Origin of the sequence: Runella limosa DSM 17973 (assembly GCF_000482465.1) — a bacterium.
GTDB classification, from domain to species: Bacteria; Bacteroidota; Bacteroidia; order Cytophagales; family Spirosomataceae; genus Runella; species Runella limosa.
In genome coordinates this window covers 17603-31654 of the sequence record NZ_KI519428.1, presented here as the reverse complement: position 1 = coordinate 31654, position 14052 = coordinate 17603, and the positions used below count along the sequence as shown (strand labels likewise).

Below are 14052 nucleotides of genomic sequence, written 5' to 3'. Positions count from 1 at the left end.
TTTGGGATTAGAAACCGATATTCAAACCTATGGTGTACGTACGCGCCAATGGATACGAGCCATAATCGACGCCACCCGTAAGGGCGTTTTCGTAACCACTCACTTCAGGATTGAAGCCTAGGTATTTGGTGGAAGTAAAGGCATTTTGGATACCACCATACAATCGAAGGCTTTGGATTTTAACGCGTTCGAGGGTTGCTTTTGGCAAGTTATAACCTAGGGTGATATTACGAACTCGGAAGTAACTTGCACTCTCAACCCAACGACTCGAAATAGCATTGTTGTTGCCCGTCGTTCGTTGATTGGCACGAGGGACAACCCCGTTGCCAGGGTCTTGCGGTGAACGCCAGCGATTGAGTACGGTCGATAATTGATTTTGACTTCCCTCTAAGTTTTCAATAAAACGGCGGCTCAAGTTTAGAATCTGCCCACCTTGTATTCCTTGAACGGTAATTCCAAGGTCAAAACCTTTGAAAGACAAGGAATTTGTCATACCATAAATAAAATCAGGCTGGTTATTTCCGATAATCGTGCGGTCATCAGCATTGATTTTACCGTCGTTGTTGATATCCGCAAACTTCACGTCACCAGGGCGCGCCGTGGCATCGTGTGGGTAGCTGTCCAAATCGGCTTGGTCTTTAAAAACACCCAATTGCTGATAGCCGTAGAAGTTTCCAAGTGGTTTGCCAATCACTGTAATGTTGGTTTCCCCCACACCCGTACCACTTCTAATGGCATCGCCTGTGGGCCCGAGTGCCAATACTTTGTTGCGGTTAAACGAAATATTCAAATCTGTCATCCATTTCAAGTTGCCCGTGGTGTTGCGAGTGACAAGGCCAAATTCCATTCCTTTATTTTCAACTTTACCAATATTACGGCTGGCAGTTGAGAAACCTGTGAGGGTAGGTACTTGTACCGAAAGTAGCAAATCGGTGGTAGTTCTTGAATAATAATCGGCAGTGAAGAAGATTCGATTTTTCCATAAACCTAACTCCAAACCAATATCTGTTTGACGGCTTTTTTCCCAAGTTAGGTTGTCGTTGCCGATGGTAGAAGTAGCCAAACCATTGACAAGCGCATTTCCGAACACGTAGTTATCTGCCCCCAAAATACCGATTGAGCCATAATTAGAAAAGGCATTGTTTCCCGCCAAACCATAACTTACCTTGAGTTTCATTTCTGATATGGTCGGAATGTTTTTCATGAATGGCTCTTCCGTAACGCGCCAACCAATAGACGCCGAAGGAAAAATACCGTAGCGTTGATTGGCTCCAAAACGCGATGAACCGTCGCGACGAATAGAAGCATTGACCAAATAGCGGTCTTTGTAAGTATAACCTACCCGTGCAAAATAAGAAGCCAACGACCACTGATCGCGCAAAGAGCTACCACCGATGATAACGCCCGCATTGACTGTACGTACAATATCATTGGGGAATCGGTTAGCATTGACACTATTTGACTCAAAATCATTTTTTTGTGATTCAAAACCCACCAAAGCATCCAGATAGTGATTGGCCATTAAGCTTACATTATAACCTAAAGTATGGCTTGTAACCCAGTTGATGGATTGGCGCGTAGCCGAAGACCCCGAATTGGCGTTGGGAGGCAACAATTGATTCAGAGGAATGGCCGATGTCTGGAATTGATTTTGACGGAAATAATTTAAGTCAGCGCCAAAAGTAGCCCGATATTTAAGGGTTTTCCAGATGGTCAAATCTGCGTATGTATTGCCCAACAAGCGCAATGTAGTGGCCGTATTGTCTAACTCCGTAATGTTAGCCACGGGATTGGTAACCCCCGCCCAATCATAAGCTCCTGCAATCGAAGCTTGGGAGTTGTAAGTCACGCCATCGGCTTGGTAAATAGGAATGATAGGTGCTTGCGATAAAGCGGCGTTGATGACACCATTGCTTGCCCAGTGGCCATCCGAATTGACGCGGCGCTCGGTCGTAAAAGAAGGGCTAACGCTCATTCCTATTTTCAATTTTGGCGACAATTGGGCGTCGATATTGGAACGAAACGTGTAGCGTTTTAACCCCGAAGTATTGATAATACCGTCTTGTTTCAAATAATTTCCCGAAACCATGTACTGTATTTTTTCAGTTCCTCCCGAGCCCGACAGTTGGTAGCTACTGATGGGTGCTTGTCTAAAAATCAGGTTTTGGTAGTCGTATGAATTCAAAGAGGCAGGGTTGTCAAAGTCGATGCCAGGGTATTCGCCGCGTGGGTAGCGATAGCGATTTCCAGCAGCGCGTACGCTGTTGAGGTCAGAAGCCTGCGCACCCGTTACGCGCTCTAAATAAGCATTGTTGGAGGCTTCTTTGCTAAATTCCGCAAATTGTTGGGCATTGAGCATGTCCATTTTTTTGCTGATTTCTTGCACGCCAGTATAATAATCAAAATTGATACGACTACGTCCTGCCTTACCTCGCTTGGTCGTAATCATCATTACCCCGTTGGCTCCTCTTGAACCAAAAATAGCGGTGGCAGAGGCATCTTTCAGGACATCGACACTTTCGATATCGTTGGGGTTCATTAGGTTAAGACCGCTACCATTGGTTAAATCGCCTGAGTTGAGGGGTTGCCCATCCACTACAATCAACGGCCCATTTCCTGCGCTGATTGACCCAAATCCTCGGATTTTGACCGAAGGACTGTTGCCAGGTGCACCTGTGGTTTGCTGAATCAACACTCCAGGTAGTTTTCCAGCCATCCCTTCTGCCACGTTGGTCACGGGCATATCTTTGATGTCCTGTGCGCTGATAGAGGCGATAGAACCCGTTACGTCTTTCCGATTTTGGGTACCATAACCCACCACCACGACTTCGCTCAGGGCTTTGACGTCCACTTTCAAGGTAACATCTACGGTAGTACGGCTCCCAACGGCAACTTCTTGGGCTTCATAACCAACGAAACTATACACCAACGTGACATTCCCTTCTGGAATACTGAGGTTGTACTTACCATCGCTGTCTGTAATAGCACCTTTGGCTGTGCCTTTGACCACCACACTTACCCCAGGCAACCCTCCCCCACTTTCATCGATTACTTTTCCGATTATTTGTCGGTCGATGGGGGCGAATTCGTTTGGGTGGACAGACGTTTGATTGGGCGTGGCCGTTTTTTCAACTTTTACACGTTTGAGTAAAATGCGATTACCTGCTACTTCGTATGCCACTTCCATGGGCGTAAGTAAGCTTTCAAGTACAACTGCCAAGCGTTCGTTGTTAACCGCTAGAGATACACGCCGCGTGCTTTTTATCACGTTGGAGCTGTACATAAATTGCACATTTGTCGTTTTTTCGATGCGCTGAAGCACTTTTTTGATTTCAGCGCTTTCAAAACTTAGCGTGAGTCGTTGATTCAGGAGTTCCTGAGCGTGCATTTTGTGGGCATGAGATATGCTCAAAAATAGCACAGCAACCATCAGTTGCGTCAAAGTAAACCTCATAATTCGAAGCCAAAATTGACCAGTAAAAAGGTTTTGCATAAATTTGTCTGGGTTTATAACATTGGTTTTGAGACATTCATCTTCACTACCATCTTTTTTTAGATAGCTTAGACACACATTTGAAAAAAGTTAAATCCAAATCGGCCGTGCTGGAACCACTGCCGATTTTTTTTTAGATACATCCTTGGGCGTCAAAGATGATTTGGCCGTCCACAATCTCGTAGGTTGCCCCCGTGATTTTACAGAGTAAATTAAGTTTATCATATAAGGATTCGTTTGAAAGCGTTGCGGTGATTTTACAGTTTTTAAGGCTTTCATTGTCAAACTGAAAATGAATTCCATAAGCTTGTTCTAATTGATTTAAAACTTGCGGTAGTGGACTTTCGTCATACTCGTAGTGATTTATAATGGCTTCGGGGCGCAATACAATCGGTGCTAACACCAATGTTTTACTGAGTTGTTTTTCTTTTTCTTCAAAAACCGCCGCTTGGTTAGCCGTCAATATCACGCCTTTGGTGGTGGTCATCACAGCAGGGGTTTTCTCATCAATTGAATACACCGAAACTTTTCCCGACCGTACTTGCACCGTTACGCGATTATCTGATTTGTAAGCTCTTACCGTAAAAACAGTTCCCAATACTTTGGTGGTTAGCTTACCTGTTTGTACCAAAAATGGTTCTTTTTTCTTTACTACTTCAAAAAGTGCCTCGCCCGTCAGAAACACTTCGCGGTTTTCACCCGTGAATTTCGGCGCGTATTTTAATCGACTATGAGGGCTAAGTTTGACGGTGGAGCCATCCTGTAGGGTCAACATTAAGAAACCCTCCGTTTCGTTCACCGTTTCGGCCAGTGAATTGTCAAACGCAGTAATTGAACCCATCAGTGGCGTTTTTTCGTACACATTCATAGCCCACCAAGCGCCAAAGGAAAGAATTACGAAGGCCATGACCGCCGCAAATTGATAGAGGGGACGCTGCCACCAAACCCGTACGGGAGTTGATACGTCTTGGTCAGAAGGTTTGGTGATTTTTTCCAAAAACTGAGTTACTTCCTGGCGAACTTCTTTTTCGGAGAGTGATTCGGGCGCTACATTCATGGCCCGAATAAGCAACTCCGCTTGACGAATGTCCGCCTTTTTTTCGGGATGTTGTTGTAGAAAGTGCATCCAAAAACCCTCATCGCCTCCTTTTCCACGCACCCAATCTCGGAATGAGTCGTCTTTAACAAAATCTAAGGCGTTATATTCTTCGTATTTTTTCATTTGATTGGTGTAATGCTTTTCAGTTAATTTCCCAAAGGCTCCGATTGATTATCTCACCCACATGGCTACCAACAACAAGTTGAGTCCCACCTGCCAGTGTTTTCTTAAACTTGTGAGTGCCTTTTGAAGTAAATTATACAGCGATTGGCGGCCGATTTGCATGGTTTCGGCAATTTGATCGTAGCTCAAATCTTGGTAAAATCGTAGATAAATAAGCTCTTTTTGACGTTCGGGCAATTGTCCCAATACGTGTTCCAATCGTTTGAGTTGATATACTTCATACTCGTCCTCAATCATGCGCAGGTCGGCAGAAAACAACACATCAAAATCGTAGTCGTCGTTTAATTCGTAAAAATGATTGTGTTGTTTTGACAACTCCCTCAACAACTTCGTTTTGAGCGACTTCAGCAAATAAGCCCGCACATTTTCAACCTCTCCGATGGTCGCATGTATTTGCCAAAGACTCAAAAAAAGCTCTTGGATACAGTCTTTCACCATCTCCCGTTCGGGACAAAAGCGCACTCCCCAATGAAATAAATCGGAGTAATTCAACTGCATCAATTGCGCCAGCGAAGTGGGGTCACCTGCGCGGTAATCTTGCCAGAGTTGTTGGGTATGTTCGTCTTTGGGTCTGGGTTTCATGGGTTCAAATGGGACCTTTAATGACACGAGACCTAAAAGCAACAAACCTAACCCTTGAATTATGAATTTTTTGATAAAATTTTGAACAAAGGCATTCAAAATTGTTTGTAGTCTCCTCTTTGGTAAGTGTTGCGCAGCACTATCAGTATTAAAATCAGCACCAATCTGCGTACGCCAACTCTCACAAATACTTTTTCATATACGCAATAAAATGCGCCCAATCCGTAGGTAAAACGGTATGGCCTCCTTCGTGCATAAAATACCCCAACTCATTCATCAACAGCGAAGTATCACCTGCGGCGGGCATAGCCGATGTAGCAGGGGCTTGTTTGTTAAACAATTGATATACAGGACTGGCTGCTTGGGCCGACAAAAACTCACCTTTAGGATCTGACCAATAATCGGTGCTTCCTGTCTGTAATAATAGCGGACGCGGGGCCATCAATGCCACCAAGGCATGGGCATCAAAAGGCAATTTGTCTAACTGCGTTGCATAACTATGGTATTTCGGGGCAAACTGGTACAAATACCGCGACGGATCGGTAATGTGCTGCACCGTTTCTCCGTAATTGCGCCGTGCGAGTGCCGCCCCACCTTCTCCCGAAATACTCGCGATTACCATCTTAAAACGGGTATCGTGAATGCCTGCCCACAGCACCGTTTTACCTAACCGCGAAGCACCTTGAAGAGCTACCCGCTTACTATCGATTTGCTTATCAGTTTGAAAATAATCCATGGCACGGCTCAATCCCCACGCCCATGCCGAAATCGCCCCCCATTCATTTTCATTCACGTCGGTCTGCCCAGCTGGTAAATATTTACTTCTGATACCGTACTTAATTCCGTCTTTAAAATCGGGCTCAATGTCGCCGTAATAAACCATTGCAAAGCCGATGCCTGCGTCAATAAATTGCTCTACGTTTATTTTACCAAATGCACTGGGCTTGTCTGCTTTTATTCTTTTCCCCTCCCGCGACCAAATTGTCCCCACCAAAAGTCCACTATCCTCAATCACCTGATTGTAAGCCGCAAACGAAATCGACAACAACAAAGGCGAAGGTTTGATAGCGGCTACAGGAAGATACACCACCAAGTTCATTTTCCAATCTGAAGTATCTTTTGTAAAATAAACCGTTACTTGTTTGCGTAAAGCCTTCCCGCCAAATGCCAGTGTTCCTTTATCAAAAACGTTAAAACTCATCGCTTTGGGGCGAGCTGGCATTTTCCCAAACTGAATTTCTTCGACCCATTTCAGTAATTCTGGGCGGCGTTTTTTCGCCCATATTTTCGATGAGGTTACCCTTTGGCCGTCTGAGCAGGTCAACAAACGGGGCAAGTTGTAAGCTGCCACCGAATCTTCTTGATAATTGACAGGTATTCCCGCCACCAACGTAGGCCGATTAGCAGGTTGCTGGGCCAATCCAAACATCGAAAATAAACTAAGAAGGGCTGTAAACGTTGCTTTTTTCATGTAGGGCGACATTATCTTTTTCTTTTCACAAAAAGTGAAAATTCAGAATCAACTACTTCTTATCTTGGGAAATAGGCACCAAACTTCTAATTCCCCTTATTTTTGCAAAAAACAAAAAAACGAATGGCATTTCAGCGTAAAAGTACTTTTGGGCAAACGTGGTGGGGACAACAATGGATCAATCTACTGGAAGGTCTCGATGAAAGCGGGCGATTGGCCAGAGGTCGTACGTATGCCAACAATGGCTCCGTCCAAAGCATCGCGTTTGAGGGCAATAAAATAGCGGCGCGGGTAAAAGGCACCAGCCCTCGACCTTACAAGATTTCGTTCAATATCGACCCACTCTCCCCGTCTGACAAAGCCCGATTGCTGAGTTTGATTACTGAAAATCCGCTGTATTTGACGCAATTGCTGAATCGTCAGCTACCTTCGGAGTTGTTCAACGACTGTCAACATCAAGGAATTTTTCTATTTCCGCGTTCGTGGGAGGCTTTTCATTCCGATTGTTCGTGTCCCGACTGGGGCGACCCTTGCAAACACCGCGCGGCGGTGCTGTTTTTGGTCGCTAATGAAATTGATAAAAACCCTTTTTTGATTTTTGAACTCCGTGATTTTGATTTGTTCAAAAGCTTGGAAACGTTGGGGTTTGCATCGTCTGACCAAAAAGACGTAGAAACGCTCGACGTAGCCGATATTCGCCAACCGTTTGAAGGCTCAGAAGAAATGGTTTTTCAGCCAAACGAAGCCTTATATACCCCGCTGGATTTTTCGACGCTTCCCGATATTTCGGACAATTTATTGTCACTTTTAGGTGATAAACCTTTGTTTTACCGAACGGGTAATTTTAAACAGGTTTTACAAAAGTTTTACATTAATACCGCCAAAAAAGCGCGCGAACTTGCCGTTTCCGAAGAACCGAGTGAGCAAGAGTATGACAAAGATTTGGACGCGGTAGAAAGCGGCGAAATCATCATGGACGAAGCACTGGGCTTTTTGCAGGCCAATTTCAGAGATACCCGCGAGCGAGTTGTGTTTCAATTTGACGAACTCCCCAAGTTTATTGATTGGATTCATCACTTGCCTTCGTCGCAGTTGCCGCAGCTCTCTCCTACCCTCAAAGGGCTTTATTTTTTGAATCGTTTGGCGCTCAAACTTCTTGAACGCGGCGCCATTATTCCCCAATTGCTACGTGCCAAACTCAAGCGAGAATACCATTTGGTGCGTTGGATACCTGCCACTGTCAACGAACAAGTAGCCACCCTAACGGCTCACGTACGGGCTGTGTTGCCTCCCGAAATTCTTTATTATAAAATTGGGAAACGTGACATCTTTATTCCCACCGAAACCGATTTTATGAATGCCCTGTCTTCGCTCATTTTGACCGAACGCATACGGCAATTCAACGACCATTTTGACTACAAAGCCACCGACACCGACGATTTATTTTTTAGAAGCTCAATGGTTTTCTTTGGAGGTTTTGAATCCCGCGAAATCCCGAGTAATATTCAGTTATGGTTAAATAAATTTTTCATTGCCCAACGCGATTACGTGCCGTTGGTGCAAGTAGAAGAACTGGAAGAGGGTTTTAAGGTCAATCTGTTTGTGGAACATAAAAGGTCTGAACTCGGCATCCCGATTCCCCTCCAAACGTTCATGACCGAACGCAACTATGCGCCCGTACGCATCGGGGTGATGCGCGACCTTTCGATGATGGCGGAGCATTTTCCGCAACTTAATCAACTGATTGCCAGCAATGGAACAAAAACATTGCAGTTCGACTCCGAGGTATTTGCCGACATTCTCCTGAAGATTTTGCCAACGATTCGACTGTTTGGCATCAAAATTCAGTTACCAAAATCGCTCCAAAAATTGCTTCGTCCGCAGCTTACCATGACGCTCGACAGCGAAGACGATGGCAAAGTTGCGGCTTCGTCGATTATCAGTTTGGAAAATATGCTCAAGTTCCGCTGGGAAGTAGCCGTGGGCGAAGAACACATTGATACCCAAAGCTTTGTACGGATGATTGAAAACTACCGAGGTTTGGTAAAAATCAAAGACCAGTACGCGTATTTTGACGAAAAAGAAATCAAAACCTTACTCGAAAAGCTCAAAAATCCGCCTTCGCTGGATAGCAATGAATTACTACAAACGGCCCTTACAGAAGAATTCAACGGTACGGGCGTGACCCTCACAAAATCGGCGCAAAAGTGGATGAAATCGTTGTTGAAAAACGAAACCGTTGCACTCCCCGAGCGCCTTACCGCCAACTTACGCCCCTACCAACAGCGCGGCTACGAATGGCTTTACAAAAATGCTCGTTTGGGAATGGGTAGCCTGATTGCCGACGACATGGGGTTGGGAAAAACCCTGCAAGTCATCACTACCCTCCTGAAAATGAAGCAAGAAGGGGCTTTCAAAAAATTGAAAGGGCTGGTCGTAGTGCCAACGACGTTGCTCACCAACTGGTCGAAGGAAATCAGCAAATTTGCCCCCGAACTTCGTCTGCACCTGTACCACGGTTCGGGACGAAGCTTGACTCCGCTCAAAGATGCCGATATTTTGCTCACCACCTACGGCGTGGTACGCAGTGAGGAAGAGGGTTTGAGCAAGCTAAAATGGGCAGTGATGGTCATTGACGAAGCGCAAAACATCAAAAATCCCAATACCGCCCAAACCAAGGCCGTCAAAAAAATGAAATCGGGCATCAAAATCGCCATGAGTGGTACGCCCGTCGAAAACCGCATGGCCGAATACTGGTCGATTTTTGATTTTGCCAACAAAGGCTACCTCGGTAATCTGAAAAAATTTGTGAGTGACTACGCCATTCCGATTGAGATTGACCGCGACCAACACGCCTTGGATAAGTTTAAGCGCGTTACTGAACCGTTTATTTTAAGGCGGGTAAAAACGGACAAAAAAATCATCCAAGATTTGCCCGACAAAATCGAAATCGACCAAGCTTGTACGCTCACGGGCGAGCAAGCGGCCTTGTATCAAAGTGTAGTGGACCAAGCGTTGCGCGGGATTGAAGGTCAAAAAGATGGATTCAAACGCAGTGGGTTGATTTTTAAAATGATGACCGCCCTCAAACAAATTTGTAACCACCCCACGCACTACCTCAAAAAAGGCGGCGCTCAACCTGAAGCATCAGGCAAGACGCAATTGCTGTTGGATTTGATTCGTCAAATTCTCGAAAATGGCGAAAAAACGCTCATTTTTACCCAATATGAAGAAATGGGGACGTTGTTACAAACGATGTTTCAGGAGCAAATGCAGTTGGAAGTACCGTTCCTTCACGGAGGTATCAGCCGTAAAAACCGCGATGAAATGGTGGACGATTTTCAACACAATCGCTCGACGCGTATTCTGATTTTGTCGCTCAAAGCGGGCGGAACAGGGCTCAATTTAACGGCTGCCAACAACGTGATTCACTACGATTTGTGGTGGAACCCCGCCGTAGAAGCCCAAGCCACCGACCGCGCTTTTCGGATTGGCCAAACCAAAAATGTGTTGGTTCACCGATTTATCACGCAGGGTAGCTTTGAAGAAAAAATCAACAAACTCATCCAAAACAAACGCGAACTCGCCAACCTCACCGTCACGGACGGCGAAACGTGGTTGGGCGATTTGTCAAACAATGACTTGCGGGAATTGGTGAGGCTGGGGTAAAATGGCAACCGATTGGCTGGCATTTAAACGTAGCCATGAAGGTGTGCCTGAAATCATTTTTTTCTCTGGAAATAACTCAACCAGTAAGGGGCATTTGATTGTTTGATAAATTGATGCCAATTTGGTAAAAATTGGAGAATCAAGATTGAAAAGTGTGTGCGGGTAGCCAGCGATTGCATCCGTATTTTAAATTTGTTAACACAACTAAAATACGTAAACCCCCGAATTACACCAAACAAGTGCATATTCGGGGGTTTACTTTAACAGTTAACACCTTACATTCTTAAAAAAGCCTAACGCCCCACTCTTCGCAGTCGTTGGTTCCCTAGAGCGGTTTTGCCATGATGTAATCTTGCATTAAAAACCCATCTCCAATGTCAATATCTTCGCTTCCTACAATGGAAAAGCCCATTTTTTCGTAAAAACCAACCGCTTTGTTGTAACGATTGACGTTTAGTAGTAGCGCCGAATTGTTATTGTCCGTAGCAATTTCGGCTACTTTACGAATCAAAGCGGCACCCGCTCCTTTTCCTTGACTGGCAGGTAACAGGTAAATTTTATGAATCTTTGTGTTGGGTTCATTTTTGTAATTGAGTTCGTACGAAACGTACCCTAGCCACTCTTCGTTCTCTTTTATCAACAGAAAAACGTGCCCTTTTTCCTCGATTTGCGCTGTTAACGACGGAATACTGTACATCCAGTCAAGCATGTAATCAATTTGTTTGGGCGATAAAATATCCCCAAAGGTCATAGGCCATGTTTGGTAGGCGATGCGCTGAATTTCGGGCAGTTCTGCCGTAGTTACGTTGCTAATTTCTAACATTTGTCTTATTAATAATTGATAGACTTTCCACGTTTTTCATCAAACTTGAAAAGTCTGCTGCTAAATTAGGCTTTCCAAGCTAATTTCAAATGCTATCTTCCCAAAAATTACACAAAAAGACATTTTACACCGTTCATCTATATTTTAGTTTCAAAATGTGAACTTATTCGTTATTTAACGTCTCAATGGCATAAGGGCATAACCGCCTTACTATTTCTTCACAAAACCTAAACGAATTTAACATGGACAAACAGCCTGTCGTGAGTTTACGCGGCCTAAAAAAATCGTATGGCCGCGATTTAATCCTTAAAGGAATTGATTTGGACGTTTATACGGGTGAAATCATTGGGTACATTGGCCCCAATGGCGCGGGCAAAAGTACAACCCTGAAAATACTGATTGGAATGCTTCCCGATTTTGTAGGGGAAGCAAAGGTGCTCGGGTACGACATTCGAGAGGATGCCCTTGAAGTCAAGAAACGCATTGGCTACGTGCCCGAAAATGCCATGTTATACGAAGTCCTGACGCCCATGGAGTACTTGTTGTTTATAGGAAGACTACACAAAATGGAGGATGACCTCACCGAACGTCGAGCGCACGAATTATTGGAGATTTTTGGTCTAAAAACCCACGCAGACGTCAGAATGAATGCTTTTTCCAAAGGAATGCGACAAAAGGTATTGTTGATTTCGGGGCTTATTCACAATCCTGACGTCATCTTTTTGGACGAACCTCTCTCTGGGCTTGATGCCAATGCCGTGATTTTGGTGAAAGAAGTGTTAGCCAAATTGAAAGCCGCTGGTAAAACCATTTTTTACAGCTCACACATCATGGATGTGGTAGAAAAAATCTCTGATAGAATTGTGATTATTAACCAAGGAGCTATTATTGCCAACGGTACTTTTGAAGAACTCAAAGCTCAGGCGCAGTCGGGTTCGCTAGAGCATATTTTCCAAGGCTTGACGGGTGACAACGAGAATAGCCACCGTGCCGAAGATTTTTTACAAGCATTGAAGTAAAGTCCAAACCACTCAACTATTCTCCCCAATGAGCAAAGCAGTTTTACGAATCCTAGACTTGATGCAGGGCGTATTTCGGTGGTTAGGTGCCGATTACGACATTTTACGAAACATCGTTGAAGTCAAATTCAAGATGCAAAACCGCCGCCCGATGGCGGCTTTTTCTCACTATAAATCCTATAATAACGACCAAGATACAAACAATTCATTTTGGCTAATGGTCGGCTTATTTTCCATTTTTGGCGGTCTTATGGGTGTCTTTATTTTTTTTATTGACAATCCCTACTACGCTTATGCCCTGCCGTTTGGGTACATTATGATCATGTCGGTGCTTACTTTGGTTACTGACTTTTCTACGCTTCTTCTCGACACGACCGACAACGTTGTTCTTCTTCCTCGACCTGTCAATGGACGTACCATTTTATTAGCCCGCTTGGTACATATCTCCTCGTATGTGCTTATTCTGTCCTACGGGATTGCTTTTTTCTCTCTATTTTTCACCCTTTTTAAATACGGATTACTTGCATTTTTTGCCATTATCTTGGCGGTGTTTTTGTTGGCCATGCTCTCCGTTTTTTTTACCGCGCTGTTGTATATACTTCTGATGCGGTTTACAAGCGAAGAGCGGTTAAAAGACATCATCAGCTACTTCCAAATTGCATTCACCCTTTTGGTAACGGCTGGTTATCAAATGGTAGGGCGTATTTTCAATTGGCTCGACCTCGATACCACCACCGTGGTTATTCGTGGATGGCATTACGCCCTCCCTCCGCTCTGGCTCAGTGGTTGGATGCAATTTGTCATTAAAAACTCATCCCAATTCTGGGTGTTGAGCCTTTTGGCCTTTGTAGTACCGTTGGCTTCCGCTTGGGTTTTGATACGATTTTTAGCACCAAAATTCACCCAACAAATTGCGCAGCTTGGCACAGGAGATGGCGGGGGTGCTGAAAAAACAATCACTCAAAAGCGTCACGGTTTTGTAAGCCGTCTGGCGACGATGGTCACGGGGAGTTTGCTTGAAAGAGCTATTTTTGAACTTTCGTGGAAAATTACTGCCCGCGACCGCAAGTTTAAGATGCGTACTTACCCCACTTTTGGGTCGTTAATTCCGTTGGTTTTTGTTTTTGGAAAGGAGCTTTTTGATCCCCAAAAGTGGTCAGAGATGGCACAAGGCTACCTTTATTTAATGTTGCTTTATATGGCCCATATCGTAGCAGGAACGTTTCAATCTCAAAGTCATTTTAGTGAAGATTTTAAGGCGGCATGGGTCTATTTTGCCACGCCCACCGATTCCCCGCGCGACGTAGTGGTCGGCAACATAAAAGCCATTCTTCTTAAATTTTACACCCCATTTTATTTGCTACTTAGTACATTCGTTTTGACAATTTGGGGCATCAAAGCACTCGATGATTTATACTTAGCCTTTGTGGCTTCAGTGTGTTTATCCATGATTGAGAGTAAAATTGGTTCCCAAAATCGCCTACCGTTTTCCAAAAGCCTAGCCACGATGAAAGAAGCAGGACAAACTTCTCAGTTTGTCATATTCATGCTACTACTTCCTACTTGTGGGTTTGCGCATTGGGGATTGACATTCATCCCATTTGGCGTGCCAGTAGCCTGTGTTTTTGCCACCTTTATCGCTTATGTTTTGTACAAACAATTCGACAAACTGACCTGGGAGCGCTTTGACTTATAGAAATCTTTGGCGCTCTA

At 44.5% G+C, this 14052-nt stretch carries 8 protein-coding genes; 3 read left to right on the top strand and 5 right to left on the bottom strand.

The genetic code is table 11. The features are described 5' to 3' along the window. Positions 1 to 7: 7 nt before the first annotated feature. The 4 genes from K339_RS0127660 to K339_RS0127645 form a co-directional block, all read right to left on the bottom strand. Positions 8 to 3493, bottom strand: coding sequence for a TonB-dependent receptor (locus tag K339_RS0127660; protein WP_229598832.1), 3486 nt, complete (start codon positions 3491 to 3493; stop codon positions 8 to 10). A 133-nt stretch (positions 3494 to 3626) separates the two neighbouring features. Then, on the bottom strand, positions 3627 to 4715 hold the full coding sequence (locus K339_RS0127655) for a FecR family protein (protein WP_028526498.1): 1089 nt from the start codon (positions 4713 to 4715) through the stop codon (positions 3627 to 3629). A gap of 48 nt (positions 4716 to 4763) precedes the next feature. Further along, entirely contained in the window at positions 4764 to 5357 is a 594-nt protein-coding gene (locus tag K339_RS0127650) for an RNA polymerase sigma factor (protein WP_028526497.1), read from the bottom strand. 181 nt (positions 5358 to 5538) lie between these two features. Beyond that, the gene (locus tag K339_RS0127645) at positions 5539 to 6828 is read right to left on the bottom strand and encodes an alpha/beta hydrolase family protein (RefSeq protein ID WP_084332345.1); all 1290 of its coding nucleotides are present in this window, start codon (positions 6826 to 6828) and stop codon (positions 5539 to 5541) included. Positions 6829 to 6951: 123 nt separating this feature from the next. Between K339_RS0127645 and K339_RS0127640 the strand changes: the two genes are divergently transcribed. Beyond that, positions 6952 to 10497 carry a DEAD/DEAH box helicase gene (locus K339_RS0127640; RefSeq protein ID WP_028526495.1) on the top strand — a complete coding sequence of 1182 codons (3546 nt, stop codon included), beginning with the start codon at positions 6952 to 6954 and terminating at the stop codon, positions 10495 to 10497. Between the two features lie 325 nt (positions 10498 to 10822). Here the strand turns inward: K339_RS0127640 and K339_RS0127635 are convergent, their stop codons facing one another. Then, the gene (locus K339_RS0127635; RefSeq protein ID WP_028526494.1) at positions 10823 to 11320 is read right to left on the bottom strand and encodes a GNAT family N-acetyltransferase; all 498 of its coding nucleotides are present in this window, start codon (positions 11318 to 11320) and stop codon (positions 10823 to 10825) included. A gap of 242 nt (positions 11321 to 11562) precedes the next feature. Between K339_RS0127635 and K339_RS0127630 the strand changes: the two genes are divergently transcribed. Then, entirely contained in the window at positions 11563 to 12339 is a 777-nt protein-coding gene (locus K339_RS0127630) for an ABC transporter ATP-binding protein (protein WP_028526493.1), read from the top strand. A gap of 28 nt (positions 12340 to 12367) precedes the next feature. Then, positions 12368 to 14035: a hypothetical protein gene (locus K339_RS0127625; protein ID WP_037302070.1), complete on the top strand. Its 1668-nt coding sequence runs from the start codon at positions 12368 to 12370 to the stop codon at positions 14033 to 14035. Positions 14036 to 14052 lie beyond the last annotated feature (17 nt).